The organism is Ensifer sp. YR511, from assembly GCF_900103045.1.
Lineage (GTDB): Bacteria > Pseudomonadota > Alphaproteobacteria > Rhizobiales > Rhizobiaceae > Ensifer > Ensifer adhaerens.
In genome coordinates this window covers 93,765-109,018 of record NZ_FNGR01000006.1, presented here as the reverse complement: position 1 = coordinate 109,018, position 15,254 = coordinate 93,765, and the positions used below count along the sequence as shown (strand labels likewise).

Sequence of the window (15,254 nt, the reverse complement as noted above, 5' to 3'; positions counted from 1 at the left end):
CGGCACAGGCGGGGAGGGAATGTGGTTTGAAAGCACTCCGCTTTGACAAGCTCGGAGCGATCATTGCGGCCCTGGCGCTCGGCGGCGCCTTCATAGCGCCTTTTGCAACGTTTCGTGCCAACCGTATCGTCGCCGGTGAGGTCAAGTCGGTGGCCGACGCCCTGCCTTCGGGGTGGAGTGCCGTGCTGTTGGGCATCGTGGTCTGCGCGGTCATCGTCGCGCTGGTCCGATCGCCCGCTTACCTACGTCTCGCTGCCGCCTTTGTCGCGCTCGCCGCGCTGGCGCTCGGCATCGGCGTTGCCGCCACGCATCTGACACCCGAAGCCAACACCTATGCCCGCGTCTCGCCGGCTTCGGGCTTCTGGATCATGCTCTTTGCCTTCGGGTTGCTCGCCGCCGACGCCTTGACGCGACTGCGCCCGGCGCCCTTCGTGCGCATCGTCGTTCTCGCCGTCGTGCTGGCCTTTGCTTCGGCCATCCTTCTTGCCGGCGCCTGGGACGGCCTGTCGATTCTCAAGGAATATGCAAGCCGGGTGGACACGTTTTGGGCGGAGGGCCGCAAGCATGTGACCCTGGCGCTCGGTTCGCTCGTGGCTGCGACCCTCGTCGGCATCCCGCTCGGCATCCTCTGCCACCGCGTCACGCGGCTGCGCGATGGGTTGCTCGGCGTCCTGAACGCGATCCAGACGATCCCGTCGATTGCGCTCTTCGGCATTCTCATCGCGCCGCTCGGCTGGATCGCCCTCCATGTGCCGGGTGCGGCTGCCATCGGCATTCGTGGCATCGGTGTTGCCCCGGCCTTTGTTGCGCTCTTTCTCTATTCGCTGCTGCCTGTCGTCGCCAACACCGTCGTCGGTCTGGCAGGCGTTCCGCGGGACGCGAATGATGCCGCGCGTGGCATCGGCATGACCGATTGGCAGCGGCTGGTCGGCATCGAATTTCCGCTGGCCTTCCCGGTGATCCTCACCGGCATCCGCATCGTGCTCGTCCAGAATATCGGCCTTGCGACCATTGCCGCGTTGATCGGCGGCGGCGGCTTCGGCGTCTTCGTCTTTCAGGGCGTCGGTCAGACCGCGATGGACCTCGTGCTGCTCGGCGCCGTCCCGACGGTCGTGCTGGCGTTCGCCGCGGCGATCGTGCTCGACGCGGTGATCGAGATGGCCACACCCAACACCAGGCAGGCAGAGGCCGCATGATCGAGATCGAGAACATCACCAAGCGATATGGCGAAAGCACCGTTGTCGACGACGTCAGCCTGACGATCGCGCCGCGCACCGTCACCGTCGTCGTCGGCACCTCCGGCTCCGGCAAGACCACGCTCTTGCGTATGGTCAACCGGCTGGTTGAGCCGACCTCGGGCACAATTCGCCTCGATGGCGAGGACAATCGTTCGCTGCCCGGTTATGAGTTGCGCCGCCGGATCGGCTACGCAATCCAGGGGCACGGTCTGTTTCCCCATCGCACCGTCGCCCAGAACATCGCGACCGTGCCGACCTTGCTCGGATGGGAACGGGCGCGCATCGATGCGAAGGTGGAAGAACTCCTGCGCCTTTTCCAACTCGATCCCGCAGATTTCGGTCCACGCTTCCCACACGAGCTTTCCGGCGGCCAGCAGCAGCGCGTGGGCGTTGCCCGGGCGCTTGCCGCCGAGCCGAAGGTGCTCTTGATGGACGAGCCCTTCGGGGCGCTCGATCCGATCATCCGCGCCAAGGCGCAGGACGACCTGCTTGCCATCCAGAAACACTTCCAGACGACGATCATTCTCGTCACCCACGATATGGAAGAGGCCTTTCACCTCGCCGATCGCATTGCCGTCATGGACAAGGGCAAAGTGGTGCAGTACGCGACCCCCGCCGAAATGCTGCTGAAGCCGGCCACGCCCTTCGTCGAAAGCCTGATCGGGGCGGGCGAACGGCCCTACCGCCTGCTCGCGATCGCGCCGGTCTCGAGCGCGGTGGAACCCGGGGCCGCCGAAGGCGCGCCGATATCGAGCGATGCCAGCCAAAGGGAAGCCCTGGCCGAACTCCTCTGGTCCGGACGAGATGCGCTGCCGGTGTCAGGTCCCGACGGCGCCGTAATCGGCAGGGTCAGCCTTGAGGGGTTGGCCAAACGCGCGGCCGGTCCAGCCTGATGCCGAAGCTCGCCACTCTCATTCGCATCGCGGTTTTCCTGGTTCTCGTCGCGTTCCTGCTGCAGCCGCATTGGTTCGAGCCGCTGCTGCGGCCGCTGGTGCAGGACAACGCCCCTGTCATCTACAACCAGGGAAGCCTGCTGCACCTGACGTTCTTGCATCTGCGCACGGTGGCGCTGGCGGTGGCAGCGGCCGCGCTGGTCGCGCTTGCGCTTGCCATTCTCGTCACGCGCACGTCCGGAGCAGAATTCCTGCCGCTGTCGCGCAGCCTGGTGAATATCGGTCAGACCTTTCCGCCCGTCGCGGTTCTGGCGCTCGCTGTTCCGATCTTCGGCTTCGGCGAAAAGCCGACGCTGATCGCGCTTTTTCTCTATGGCCTGCTGCCGATTTTCGAGAATGCGCTGACGGGGCTGACGACCTTGCCTTCCTCCGTCATGGAGGCGGCGCGCGGCGCCGGCATGACCAGCGGCCAGCGGCTTCTCAAGGTGGAGTTGCCGCTGGCGATGCCGGTGATCCTGGCGGGTATCCGGCTTTCGGTCGTCATCAGCCTGGCAACCGCCACGATCGGATCGACGGTCGCCGCAAAAACACTCGGCGAAGTAATCATCGCCGGGCTGCAATCGAACAACCTTTCCTTCGTCGTCCAGGGCGGCCTGATCGTCGCAACGCTTGCGGTGCTTTTGCACGATGGGTTGCAGGCGGCGGAGCGGAAGCTTGCTGCGCGGATGGGGCGCTAGGCGCAGGCGGTGGCGACGCGCGGCCGGGCAATCGGCCGGCTGTCGCAGCAAACTGCGGTCACCCGTGTTAGGATGGCCGATGCTCTACCGCGGCGCCAAAAGTCCTGTTGTCAGGGACATGGGTGGATTCAAGGTCAGGCTCAACATGCCCGGCTGGCTGTTGCCATGGCCGCGCGATCATGGCTACGGACCGCTCGCGATGGTCGCTGAAACGATATTGGATCCTGGCAGGCTGGTCGCCATGCACGAGCACAGGAACGACGAGATCCTGTCATGGGTGCCGGAAGGGGTCATGCGCCACGACGACCGGGCGACCGGCAGACTGGTCACCGATCGCGCGCATCTGATGGTGATGAACGCCGGGCAAAGCTTCTGGCATTCGGAGGAAACCTTGTCTGGTGATCCTCCGCTGCGCATGCTGCAAATTCTCGTGCGCCCCCATAGCGTCGATCTCCCGCCAAACATTCAGTACGGTCCGATCGAGCCGGCGCCCCTCAATTGCTGGCGGCATCTCGTTGGGGCCGAGGGGGAGGGAGCGCCATTCTACTTCCGCAACGCCATCGATTTCTTCGATCTCAGGCTCGAGGCGACGGCAAAGGTGGCGTTTCCCCGGAAGGAGGGGAGGCACCTTTACTTCTATGTGTTCTCCGGTTCGGTGGAAGTCGGGGGCGTCCGGTTTGACGAGGGAGATCAGGGGCTCCACCAGTCGGACGGACCATTGGACCTCGTCGGCATCGGCAACGCGCTGATCGTCGCGTTCCTGATCGATCCGCGGGCGCCGTTAGCGCGCAAGGGGACGGTCGGCGATCATCCCAAGATCCCGTCACCCGTTCTGGCGCGGACCTTGCTGACACTGCTACGCTTGCGCGATCGTCTCCGACGGAGGAGCTAAGTGGATCAGCGACCCCTCACGCAACGTGCAGTGGTCTGGACCGCTTTCCTCCTGCCGTAGAGTTGCGATGCGTGCACCCTTCTTGGTTGTCTGTAGAATGCCTGCTTTGTCGGCATTTGCCTGAGATATGAAAATGAATTTCACAATTTTACAAAATATGCGGATTTGAGTTGACGGCCTGAAAAAACTGTCCCAGTCTGCGAAAATAAATTACGCCAAAAGGCAGGGGAACAGGACGAGCATGAAAGTTGGCATCATCGGACTCGGATTCCGTTTGGGTTATCTCGGCTATGTCTTCAAGGCCATGGACGAGAGCTTCGAAATCGCCGGATACGTCGATCCGAACCCGGCCGGTCTGGCCACGCTCACCGAAAAAGGCATCTCGCCTGGCAAGGCCTACGCGACGCCCGAAGAACTGATCGCCAACGAGAAGCTCGATCTCCTGATGATCGGCTCGCCCAACCACATGCACCTCGACCACATCCGGATCGGCCTTGAAGCCGGCCTGAAGGTCTTCAGCGAAAAACCGATCGTCACCACGATCCAGGAAAGCCTGGAACTCGCAGCGCTGATGGCGAAGTTTGGCCATGAGCGGCTGATGGTCGGTCTCGTGCTGCGCTACGCGCCGATGTACCGCGACCTCCGCCAGGCGCTTGCCGAAGGCAAGCTAGGGCAGGTGGTCTCGATCGAGGCTTCCGAGCACATCGAGCCCTACCATGGCGCCTTCTTCATGCGCGACTGGCGCCGCTACGAGCGCTATTCCGGCAGCTTTATGCTGGAGAAATGCTGCCACGACCTCGACCTCTACAATGGCGTCGTCGGAGCCCGGCCGGAACGCGTCGCAAGCTTCGGCGGCCGCAAGAGCTTCATCCCTGCCAACGACCCGGCCCGCGAAGGCATCAACGACCTCGAACTCTTCCATCGCAAGCCGAGCGGCTGGATGGGGTCCGACAAGGTCTTCGACAGCGACGGCGACATCATCGACTACCAGGTGGCGATCGTCGAATACGCCAACGGCGTCGGCATGAACTTCCACACCAATCTCAACGTGCCGGATCAGTTCCGCCGCTTCTGCATCATGGGCTCGCGCGGCATGGCCGAGGGCGATTTCATCCGCGGTTACTTCGACGTGCACGAGATGCTGACCGGCAAGAAGGTCATCGAGAACAAGTACAAGGCCACCGAACTGTCGCAGCACTATGGTGCCGACGAGCAGATGGCAACCGACATCATCGGCCACGTCCGCGACGGCCGACCTCTGCCGGTTTCGACGCGCGATGCGCTGGAAGCCGGCATTCTGGCGCTCTCCATGGACGAGGCTCGGCGCAAGAAGAGCGTCATAGACCTCCGGCCCATATGGGACCGTTTCGACGAAGCCCTGCATTCCCGCGCGGCGTAAGGGGAGGCGACGGATGAGTGTTCAACGCAGCACAGTCATCTTCGCCTGGATCCTGCTTCTTCCTGCTGTTCTTTACGTCACGGTGATCGTCGCCTATCCGCTGGTCGACACCTTCATCCTGTCGTTTACGGACGCGTCGCTGAAGAAGACGACCAATTGGGTCGGCTGGACCAACTATGACAAGATCTTCAACGAGACCTTCGCCGAGGTCATCTTCCGGACCTTCATCTGGACGTTTTTTTCGGTGTCGATCAAGATGATCATCGGCGTTTTCGGCGCAACGATGCTGAACGCGGCCGTGCCCGGCCGGGCGCTTTTCCGCCTGCTCACCATGCCGCCATGGATCGTGCCGATGGCCATCGGCATCTTCATGTGGGGCTGGATGTACAACGGCCAGTTCGGGATGATCTCCGGCGTGTTGCAGAACATGGGGTTGTCGAACGGGCCGATCGCCTTCCTCGCCCGCGGAGAGACTGCCTTCTGGGCGACGATCATCACGGACGTGTGGATCGGCGTGCCGCTAGTGACGCTCTATATGCTGGCAGCCATGCAGGCGATCCCGCAGGATCTCTATGAGGCCGCGTGGACCGATGGGGCAGGGCGTTTCTATCGCTTCCGCCGCATCACGTTGCCTCTGCTCGTGCCGTCGCTGATCACCATGTCGATGCTGTCGCTGATCGCGACCTTCAACTCGTTCGATATCATCTGGATCCTCACCCAGGGTGGACCCAACGGTGAGACGACGACGATGATCATCGACACCTATCGCACCGCGATCGGGTCGAAGAAGTATGGCGAAGGGGCAGCGCGCGCCGTGCTGATCTGCATCTTCCTGTCGATCTTCTGCTTTGCCTATTTCCGGGTGACGAGCCGCCTTTCTCAGGGGGAACAGAAATGAGCCAGCCTGCCCTGATCAATCGCTACCGCTGGTACGAGCTTGTCGGAATCTATGCCGGTATCTTCGTGTTCCTGTGCTTTATCCTGGCGCCCTTCGTCGAGGGCTTTCTGGTGTCGCTGAAGCCGCTCGGGCTGCTGTTCTCGTCACCCTATCGCTTCTGGCCGGAAAACGGCTCGTTCGCCGCCTACTTTACGATGTGGGAGAGCGTGCCGGGCTTTGCCCGCTACATCTTCAATTCCTTCTTCATCTCCACCATCGTCACGGCCATCGTGCTGGTGCTGGTCATACCCGCTGCCTATGCCTTCGCCCGCTTCAACTTCCGTGGCGCCGGCGTGCTTTTGGGGGCATTCCTTGCCGTCAACATGTTTTCGGGCGCGGTGCTGCTGATCCCGCTCTTCCGGCTGATGCGCACCTTCGGCGTCCTCAACACTTATCTGGCCATGATCGTGCCGGGCGTTGCCTTCCTGATCCCGTCGGCGATCTGGCTGTTGCGCACCTACATGATGCGCATCCCGCGTGAACTGGACGAGGCCGCCTTCGTCGACGGCGCCAGCCACTTCTATACGCTGCGCCGGGTGATCCTGCCGATCGCCATGCCCGGCATCACCGTGGTGGCGATCACCACCTTCATCGGTGCCTATGCCCAGCAGTTCATCTACGCGCTGACCTTCAATTCCAAGAGCGAATACATGCCGCTTCCCGTCGGGCTGTTTGCCTATTTCGGACGCCAGGAGGTGGTCTGGAACGAACTGATGGCGGCAAGCTTCGTCGGCATCGCGCCGGCCGTCGTCGTGATCTTCCTCTTGCAACGCTATCTCGTCAGCGGGCTCACCGCGGGCGCGGTGAAACAATAAGACTTAAGTCAACCACCAGAGAACGGGAGCATAAAAACGTGTCTATTCAATTCAAGACGGGGGTGCTCGCCCTTGCCCTGCTCGGCTCGACCGCGCTGGGCGCCGTGACCGCCAAGGCGGCCGACCAGGAGATCAGCTGGATCTACTGCGGCGACACCATGGATGCGGTCCACCAGAAGTACATCAAGCAGTGGGAAGAGAAGAACCCGGGCTGGAAGGTAACGCCTGAAGTCGTCGGCTGGGCCCAGTGCCAGGACAAGGCAACGACCCTTGCCGCCGCCGGCACACCGGTCGCCATGGCCTATGTCGGGTCGCGCACGCTGAAGGAATTTGCACAGAACGACCTTATCGTTCCCGTGCCGATGACGGACGACGAAAAGAAGACTTACTACCCCAACATCGTCGATACCGTGACCTTCGACGACAACCAGTGGGGCGTTCCGATCGCCTTCTCGACCAAGGCGCTCTACTGGAACAAGGACCTGTTCAAGCAGGCCGGCCTCGATCCGGAAACGCCGCCGAAAACCTGGGCTGAAGAGATCGAATTCGCCAAGACGATCAAGGAAAAGACCGGCATTGCCGGTTACGGCCTGCCGGCCAAGACCTTCGACAACACCATGCACCAGTTCATGCACTGGGTGTACACCAACAACGGCAAGGTCATCGACGGCGACAAGATCGTCATCGACAGCCCGCAGGTGCTCGCAGCGCTGCAGGCCTACAAGGACATCACGCCTTTCTCTGTTGAAGGCGCCACCGCCTACGAACAGAACGAAATCCGCGCCATCTTCCTTGACGGCAAGGTCGGCATGATCCAGGCGGGCTCGGGTGCCGCAACGCGCCTGAAGGAAACCAAGGTCAACTGGGGCGTAGCACCGCTGCCGCTCGGCCCGGAAGCAAAGGGCGAGGGCACGCTGCTCATCACCGACAGCCTGGCGATCTTCAAGGGCTCGGGCGTTGAGGAGAAGGCGATCGAATTCGCCAAGTTCATCACCTCGCCAGGACCGCAGGGCGAATACGAGCTTCAGGGCGGCGCCGGCCTGACGCCGCTGCGTCCGTCGCCGATGGTCGATGAGTTCGTCAAGAAGGATCCCTATTGGAAGCCGTTCATCGACGGCATCACCTATGGTGGTCCCGAGCCGCTCTTTACCGACTACAAGGGCTTCCAGAACGTCATCATCGAGATGGTTCAGTCGGTCGTGACCGGCAAGGCCGAGCCGGCCGACGCCTTGAAGAAGGCGGCTTCCAGCCTCGAAGAGTACAAGTAAGGCCACCGGGGCCGCGCGCCGACAAGATCGGTTCGCGGCCCCACCTAACTCTGCTATAAATGAGCCGCTTCTCGCCGGTGGCCGGAGACAGTTTCTTGGGACAGCTCAATCTCAATCGGGTTCAGAAATTCTACGGGACGTTCGAGGTGCTGAAAAGCATCGATCTCGAAGTCAGGAACGGTGAGTTCGTCGTTTTCGTCGGGCCCTCCGGTTGCGGCAAGTCGACCTTGCTCAGGATGATCGCTGGTCTCGACGAGACCAGCTCGGGGGACATCCTGATCGAGAACAAGCGCGTCAACGATCTGCCGCCGGTCAAGCGCGGGATCGCCATGGTCTTCCAGTCCTACGCGCTCTATCCGCACATGTCGGTCTTCGAGAACATCGCCTTTCCGCTTCGCGTGGAAAAGATGGCCGAGGAGAAATTGAAAGCCAAGGTGGAGCATGCCGCGCGCATCCTGCACCTGGACCAGCGGCTGCAGCAGAAGCCGGGCATGCTTTCGGGCGGCCAGCGCCAACGTGTCGCGATCGGGCGGGCGATCGTGCGCGAGCCGAAGATCTTCCTCTTTGACGAGCCGCTCTCAAACCTCGATGCGGCCCTTCGGGCCGACATGCGCATCGAACTGGCGAAACTGCACCGGCAACTGAAAGCAACGATGATCTACGTCACGCACGACCAGGTCGAGGCGATGACGATGGCGGACCGGATCGTCGTTCTCAATGCCGGTGAGATTGCCCAGACGGGCGCGCCGCTGGAGCTCTACCACAAGCCTGCCAACACCTTCGTTGCCGGCTTCATCGGCAACCCGAAGATGAACTTCCTGCCGGTCACCTGCAAGGGCGTCAGCGATGCCGGCGTCGAGGTCGACTACAAGGGGCAGACGGCGGTCATCCCCGTCACCCCGCAAAGCGGCCTTGCCGGGCGCACGCTGACGCTTGGCGTGCGGCCGGAGCACATCATGCTCGGGTCCGGCGACCTGACCCTCAAGGTGACGCCAACGGTCATCGAACGGCTCGGCGCCCATACGGTCGCCTATGCGGCTATCGGTGGTGAGGGCGAGAACTTCTGTGCCATGCTGCCGGGAACAGCAGCTGTGCGACCGGAGGAGACCATCCAGACAGGCATCAAGGCAGTCGATTGCCACCTGTTCGACGAGGCTGGCCTCGCGCTCGAACGTCGCGTCGAGTTGACCGACATCGATATGGGCGTGCTCGACCCCGCGGCTGCCTGACGTCGTCGAAGCCAGGATCATGGTCGCGGCCAATCAGGGCGCGGCCAGTGTTTGGCCGTTGTGGCTGGATATCCGGCAGCTCTACCTGTAAGGATTGCCGGTCGCCGACGCCCTCTATTCAAAGGCGATCAAGCGCACTTGGATAGAGCATCATGACGCTTGGCCGCTATACGGAACTTCCCCATCTGGCCGACGCCAATGCCGGGATCGAAGTCGTCTGGGCGTCTGTCAGTCGCAACGAGGGCAGCTACCGGGTCCTGCCGGATGGGCGATGCGACATCATCCTCCGATTTGCGCTGAACGCCCTGCCACTCCGCGAGCTGACGCCGATCGTGACCGGTCCAACCACGGGCTATTACGATGTTCCGCTGGAACCCGGCGCCGCCTTCGTCGGCGTGCGCCTGCGACCTGGCCATTTCCAGAAAATTCTGGGCCTGGAGCCGATCCGGTTGCACGGTGACGCCCTGATCGGCGCAGCGGCTCTGGGTCAATGGCCCGACATGGCCGCCCTTTGCGTGCCGGCATCGGACCAGCAGGAGCTTGCCGGCCGCCTGGTGCGGTTTGTCCGCAAGCGTGATGCCGAGAGCGACTTTGAAGTGGCGCCGCTCGGCCGCAACATCATAAGCGCGCTGAACGCCTCGGGCGGGCGGCTGCGCATCGCCGAGCTTGCCGCGATGCACGGTGTCTCCGAGCGCACCGCCAGACGCGTTCTCCTTCGCGCAACTGGGCTCACGCCGAAGGCGTTTGCCGCCATCATCCAGTTCCATCGCGCCTTGCGGCTGTTGCGGGATCACCATCTCAGTCCTGCGGATGCCGCGTTCGAAGCCGGTTTCGCCGACCAATCCCACATGACCCGGGTCTTCCGGCGGCTGGGCGGGTTCTCGCCGGCGCGCTTGCCCGAAGTCACACTGGTGACGATCTCGGACTGATGTCCGAATTGTTCAAGATCAGAGCCTGGCAATGAATGATGATCGCCCGTAACCGTTCGCGCTGCTTCGGGTAGCGCGCTTAGCGCGTTGCCGACTTCGGCGGCGAGCAACCCTTGGAGACGAACCATGGCCGTCCGTTTCGGATACACAATCCTCTATGTTCCCGATGTGCCGGCAACGGTCTCGTTTTATGAGGCTGCCTTTGGTCTGAAGCGCAGGTTCGTACACGAAAGCAGCCTCTATGCGGAGATGGAGACGGGTGAGACGGCTCTGGCCTTTGCCAGCGAAACCATGGCGGAGCTGAATGGTTTTGCTGTTCGCGCGAACCGCAGGAGCGATCTTGCCGCCGGGTTCGAAATCGCGCTGGTCTGCTCGGCGCCGCACCAGGCCTATGAAAAGGCTGTTTCGGCCGGAGCATCGCCGGTGAAGCCGCCGGAAGAAAAGCCGTGGGGGCAAGTGGTGGGCTATGTTCGCGATCTCAACGGCTGCCTTGTCGAACTCTGTTCCGCCACGCCCGCTTAGCCGCCCGGCCCGACCACGCAACCCACGAACGCCATGACTCAGGAGGAGCCCGCCTGTGCGCCCGACCACTGCCTCGCCCTGCATCACGACCAACCAGATCGGCGCGTCGCGAGACTTCTATCAGACATATTTCGCCGCACGGCTGACGTTTGACTGCAGCTGGTACATCAGCCTGGAACTCGGCCAAGGCCTGTCCCTCCAGTTCATGGAACCGCAACAGGGGCAGCCTGTGTGCAACACCGAAGGCCTCACCTACAATTTCTGCGTCGCAGACGTCGACGGCGAGTATAGCCGGATCAGGGCAGCAGGCCTTGCCCCGGCGTTGCCGATCGAGGATCACCCATGGGGAGATCGTGGCTTCGCCGTAAAGGATCCGAACGGTGTCCTGCTCTATATTTACTCGAATCGCGAACCCGCGCCGGAGTTCAAGCCGTTTGTCATCGCTTCGGGTGCGGCATGATGGATGACCGGATCCAGACCCTTCTGCGGGAGATCGAGCTTCATCGCGGCGATCAGTTCGTGATCGTCACCCGACTACGGGAGATCGCGCTCGCCTCGGGCCCCGCAGTCACCGAAGAGGTGAAGTATGGCGGCATCCTGTTTTCGTCCAAGGACAGCTTCTGCGGCGTCTTTTCCTACGCCCAACACGTGACGCTGGAGTTTAGCCGGGGCGCCGCTTTGCCCGATCCACATGCCGTCCTGGAGGGTTCAGGCAAGCTTCGCCGCCACATCAAGCTCCTGGGCCCGGCGGATATAGATGAGAAACAAGTCGCGCTATACATCAAGATGGCTCGCGAGGCTGCCGATCGCTGAAGGGTCGGTTGCGCCCGGCGACGGTGCCGCAAACCTCAGGCCGCGCCCTTCTCGGTTCCGTGCGGGTTGTCGACCTTCGGCCAGATGTTCTTCGGCGCGCGCTTGTAGTCGGTCTTGGCGGGATTGTTCGGGTAAGGCGTGCCGGCCGAACAATAGAGGATTTCGGACGCGATCTTGGAGAACGAGGCGTAGAAGTGGTTGGTCGACTTGATGACCAGGATCTTCTTGCTTGTCGGGTCGATGCCCATCACCGAAAACAGGCTTGGATCGAAGCTCTGCGCGCGGGTCGAGTTGAGGATGATGTCGATGCCTTTGAAGCGAATGTGGGCCGCATCGCCGAAGGGGGCGAAGCTCTCGCCGAAGCGCATCTCGGCGTCGCGCACCAGCTTGACCACCTTGACCGTGCCATCGACCGGATTGCCGGTTCCCGGTGCCGACTTGGCGCCGAAGCGCAAGGGGATGTCGGCGCCTTCGCCGGCCGCCATGCAGATCTGCACCGCCATCGGGTCCCAGATCGTGCCGACCGCAACGTCGGTTGCGCCGCGAGCCAGCAGTTCTTCGAGCAGAACTGTCGCGTCGCCGGCCGTACCACCGCCCGGGTTGTCCCAGACATCGGCGATGACGACGGGACCTTTGGTTGCTGCGAGTGCCTCATCCACCGCCTGCCTCTCGTCGATCTGCGGCATGATGAAGGTGCCGCGGTGGGAGAAGAGTTCCAGACCCAATTCCCGTGCGAGGCTCGCGCCTTTCTCCGGCTTGCCGTCGGTGACGGCGAGCAGCTTCGATCCCATTTCCGGGACGTCGCCGGCCATGAAGCCGTGGATCACGGAGAGCGAAAGCACGTCTGCGTCTTCCTTCTCGATCCGCATCAGCTTGTCGACGAAGGAGCGCATCGGATCGCGAGATGTCGGGTAGACGTCGATCATCCGACAGTCGAAGATCGACATGACGGGCGTGATGCGGCCTTCGAGCGTGTCGACAGCGATCTTCCAGAGGTCCTCCGCGCGGTCGACGAAGTCGGTGTGCGGGAATTCCTTGAAGTAGACGAAGAAGTTCGATGCGGCGGCGCGGTTGGCCGTCAGGTGGCTGTGGGGATCAAGCTCGGCGCAGACGAGGATATCGGGACCGACGATCGCACGGACGCGCGTCAGCAGGTCGCCTTCGGGGTCTTCGTAGCCGTCGGCGACCATGGCGCCGTGCAGGCCGAGCACCACGGCATCGACGGGCATGGCGGCGCGCAACTGGCCGAGGATCTCGTCGCGCAGGCCCTCATAGGTCTCGCGGTTGACGAGGCCAGCCGGGTCCGCCCAGGTCGCGGTTCCCTCGATCAGTTCCCAGCCCTTCTCAGCGCAGACGCGCCGCCCGACGGTGATCGGCGCCGTGCAAAGCGTCGGCGTCTGCGGGTGTTCTCCCGGCGGGGCGTAGAGCGAGGCTTCGAAGGCCCGGCGGTCGATGCAGATCGGGGAGAAGGTATTGGTCTCGGTCGCAAGCGCCGCTGTGAAGATCCGCAATGCCGTTGCCTTTTCTATTGCGTCACGCCTGCAGCGCCGCTCATCCGGCCGGATGTGCTAAGGTCGCTGCGGGCTCTAAGTCTGGCGCATGATTTTTCCCGGATGCATGGCGATCCAGGAAACTACGCGGAAGCCGCGCCCATCGGGTTCGGCAGGTAGCCGGTAAAGCCGGCAATCTTCCAGCGTCCTTCGTGCAGACGGCAGTAATAGACCGTCTGCCATTTCAGGATGTCGACGCTGCCGTCCGTCTTCTTCAGGCTGCCATCGAACTTCTTGCGCGCCAACGCCTGGTCACCGTTGATCTCGATGTCCTCGAGCGTCGTCGTGGTGAAGATCGCCGTGCGCGGGTCTTCGGCGAAGCTCTGTGTCGCGAAATCCTGCGCCTGGCGCAGCCACTCTTCGCGATAGGCGGCCAGCGACGGGAAGGTCAGCCGCCAATTGTCCGGATTGGTTTCGCGGCGGCCGTCGATGCCGATGAAGCTCTCCCCGACGAAATCGTCTGCAACCATCGACCAGTCGGCTGCCAGAAAGGCAGTGATGTCGCGGGAGACCAGCATCTCCCAGATCGAGTGGCGTGCAGCATCGGAAGAGGGGAATGGATTGAGAAAAGGATCCCGCATATTCGCGCCCTGGATTGAAATTCTTTTCATGAATGGCGTTTTTCGCTAGCCAAATTCGGCTTTCTATGGTCACTTGTCAACGATCAAAGAAAATAATTTGCAAGAAGGCTCATGATGACGATCAAGCGCTATGGTGCGGAACAGGTCGGCGCTGGCGGCAAACCTTTGCCCTTCGCGCGCGCTGTCGAGGCGGACGGCTGGCTCTATGTCTCTGGTCAGGTTGCCATGGAAAACGGCGAGATCATCGAGGGCGGGATCATCCCCCAGACCCACAAGACGATCGCCAATGTGATGGCCATCCTGACGGAAGCCGGCTACGGTCCGGAGCATGTGGTTCGTTGCGGCGTCTGGCTCGACGATCCCAGGGATTTCTGGACATTCAACAAGATCTACCAGGAGTATTTCGGTGCTCATCCGCCGGCGCGGGCCTGCGTCCAGTCGTCGATGATGGTCGATTGCAAGGTCGAGATCGACTGCGTCGCCTATAAGCCGAAAGAAGGCTGATCCTGGAGCGGGAGCGGTTTTCTGCCCGCATCCCGCTCTCACTCGTGATCCGAAGCAAGGCATAAGCGGGCGATGGACATCTTCGCGACATTGCAGGAAGAAAAGGGGCGGCTTTCCCAGTCGGAAAACCGCATCGCCGATATTCTCCTGAACGATTTCGAGTTCGCGGTAAACGCCTCCATCATCGAGCTCGCGAGCAAGGCGGACGTTTCGCCGCCGACCGTCACCCGCTTCTGTCGGCGGTTGGGTTGTGACAGCTTCTCCGACTTCAAGGTGCAGCTCGCGCGGACCGCCTATATCGGCATGCGCTACCTGAAGCCCGAGCCGAAGAGCCGGGAGACCGGCGATGTCGCCCAGGACATCATCACCAAGTCGCAGAACGCGCTGTTTCTTCTGCATCGCTCGCTCGATCTCGCCGCGATCGAGCAGGCGGTCGAGCGGATTGCCTCAGCGGAAATGATCTACGCCTTTGGTTCCGGCGGCAATTCGTCGATGATCGCCGGCGAGCTTCAAAACCGGCTCTTTCGTTTCGGCCTGCGCATCACATCGAGCTCGGATCACAGCATGCAGTTGATGATGACGGCGGCGGCCCGGCCGACGGACGTGCTGATCGGCTCCTCCTTTTCCGGCCGCAACGCCGAACTCGTGCGCGCCTTCACGCTTGCGCGCGAACTGAAAGTGCCGACCATCGCGCTGACGCAGAGCGGCAGCCCGGTGGCCACCGCTGCCAGCATCACCGTTCCGGTCGATCTGCCGGAGGGCAACAATATCTACCGCCCCACCTCCACCCGCATCGCCTATCTGGCGCTGCTCGACATCCTCTCCAGTCTCGTCGCTTATCGGGTTCAGCCGCAGGCGACAGCCACACTTCGGCGCATCAAACAGCAGCTGGTGACCCACCGCGACGGTGACGACCGCCAGTTGCTCGGAGACTGACGTGCCGCGAA

General features: G+C 62.4%; 17 protein-coding genes. 15 read left to right on the top strand and 2 right to left on the bottom strand.

From position 1 onward, the window contains the following. Positions 1–26: 26 nt before the first annotated feature. From BLU15_RS13525 to BLU15_RS13465, 13 genes are all read left to right on the top strand, one after another. Positions 27–1,196 carry an ABC transporter permease gene (locus BLU15_RS13525; protein WP_060601441.1) on the top strand — a complete coding sequence of 390 codons (1,170 nt, stop codon included), beginning with the start codon at positions 27–29 and terminating at the stop codon, positions 1,194–1,196. Next, positions 1,193–2,131 carry an ABC transporter ATP-binding protein gene (locus BLU15_RS13520; protein ID WP_090295903.1) on the top strand — a complete coding sequence of 313 codons (939 nt, stop codon included), beginning with the start codon at positions 1,193–1,195 and terminating at the stop codon, positions 2,129–2,131. Before BLU15_RS13525 ends, BLU15_RS13520 begins: the two co-directional genes overlap by 4 nt. Next, on the top strand, positions 2,131–2,868 hold the full coding sequence (locus BLU15_RS13515; protein ID WP_060601437.1) for an ABC transporter permease: 738 nt from the start codon (positions 2,131–2,133) through the stop codon (positions 2,866–2,868). The genes BLU15_RS13520 and BLU15_RS13515 overlap by 1 nt, the downstream gene beginning before the upstream one ends. A gap of 79 nt (positions 2,869–2,947) precedes the next feature. Next, positions 2,948–3,760 (top strand): pirin family protein, encoded by an 813-nt coding sequence (locus BLU15_RS13510; protein ID WP_090295900.1) that lies wholly within the window; start codon positions 2,948–2,950, stop codon positions 3,758–3,760. A gap of 241 nt (positions 3,761–4,001) precedes the next feature. Then, entirely contained in the window at positions 4,002–5,159 is a 1,158-nt protein-coding gene (locus BLU15_RS13505; RefSeq protein ID WP_034799520.1) for a Gfo/Idh/MocA family protein, read from the top strand. 13 nt (positions 5,160–5,172) lie between these two features. Next, positions 5,173–6,057: a carbohydrate ABC transporter permease gene (locus BLU15_RS13500; RefSeq protein ID WP_034799524.1), complete on the top strand. Its 885-nt coding sequence runs from the start codon at positions 5,173–5,175 to the stop codon at positions 6,055–6,057. After that, complete coding sequence (locus tag BLU15_RS13495) at positions 6,054–6,911, top strand: carbohydrate ABC transporter permease (RefSeq protein ID WP_034799530.1); 858 nt, start codon at positions 6,054–6,056, stop codon at positions 6,909–6,911. Before BLU15_RS13500 ends, BLU15_RS13495 begins: the two co-directional genes overlap by 4 nt. A 38-nt stretch (positions 6,912–6,949) precedes the next feature. Further along, positions 6,950–8,179: an ABC transporter substrate-binding protein gene (locus BLU15_RS13490; RefSeq protein WP_034799533.1), complete on the top strand. Its 1,230-nt coding sequence runs from the start codon at positions 6,950–6,952 to the stop codon at positions 8,177–8,179. Positions 8,180–8,274: 95 nt separating this feature from the next. Beyond that, the gene (locus tag BLU15_RS13485; protein WP_034799536.1) at positions 8,275–9,408 is read left to right on the top strand and encodes an ABC transporter ATP-binding protein; all 1,134 of its coding nucleotides are present in this window, start codon (positions 8,275–8,277) and stop codon (positions 9,406–9,408) included. A 152-nt stretch (positions 9,409–9,560) separates the two neighbouring features. Next, positions 9,561–10,337 carry a helix-turn-helix transcriptional regulator gene (locus BLU15_RS13480; protein WP_090295898.1) on the top strand — a complete coding sequence of 259 codons (777 nt, stop codon included), beginning with the start codon at positions 9,561–9,563 and terminating at the stop codon, positions 10,335–10,337. A 126-nt stretch (positions 10,338–10,463) separates the two neighbouring features. Then, entirely contained in the window at positions 10,464–10,859 is a 396-nt protein-coding gene (locus BLU15_RS13475; protein WP_060518244.1) for a VOC family protein, read from the top strand. 55 nt (positions 10,860–10,914) lie between these two features. After that, positions 10,915–11,319, top strand: coding sequence for a VOC family protein (locus BLU15_RS13470; RefSeq protein WP_060518242.1), 405 nt, complete (start codon positions 10,915–10,917; stop codon positions 11,317–11,319). Further along, positions 11,319–11,672: a DUF1801 domain-containing protein gene (locus BLU15_RS13465; RefSeq protein ID WP_200949900.1), complete on the top strand. Its 354-nt coding sequence runs from the start codon at positions 11,319–11,321 to the stop codon at positions 11,670–11,672. Before BLU15_RS13470 ends, BLU15_RS13465 begins: the two co-directional genes overlap by 1 nt. 35 nt (positions 11,673–11,707) lie before the next feature. On the opposite strand, the gene BLU15_RS13460 is transcribed toward BLU15_RS13465, so the two are convergent. Next, entirely contained in the window at positions 11,708–13,183 is a 1,476-nt protein-coding gene (locus BLU15_RS13460) for a M81 family metallopeptidase (protein WP_090295895.1), read from the bottom strand. 122 nt (positions 13,184–13,305) lie between these two features. Then, entirely contained in the window at positions 13,306–13,803 is a 498-nt protein-coding gene (locus BLU15_RS13455; RefSeq protein ID WP_034799555.1) for a hypothetical protein, read from the bottom strand. A gap of 114 nt (positions 13,804–13,917) precedes the next feature. Between BLU15_RS13455 and BLU15_RS13450 the strand changes: the two genes are divergently transcribed. Together BLU15_RS13450 and BLU15_RS13445 are read left to right on the top strand one after the other, a co-directional pair. After that, positions 13,918–14,307 (top strand): RidA family protein, encoded by a 390-nt coding sequence (locus tag BLU15_RS13450; protein ID WP_034799761.1) that lies wholly within the window; start codon positions 13,918–13,920, stop codon positions 14,305–14,307. Positions 14,308–14,379: 72 nt separating this feature from the next. Further along, entirely contained in the window at positions 14,380–15,243 is an 864-nt protein-coding gene (locus tag BLU15_RS13445) for a MurR/RpiR family transcriptional regulator (RefSeq protein ID WP_034799558.1), read from the top strand. Positions 15,244–15,254: the final 11 nt, after the last annotated feature.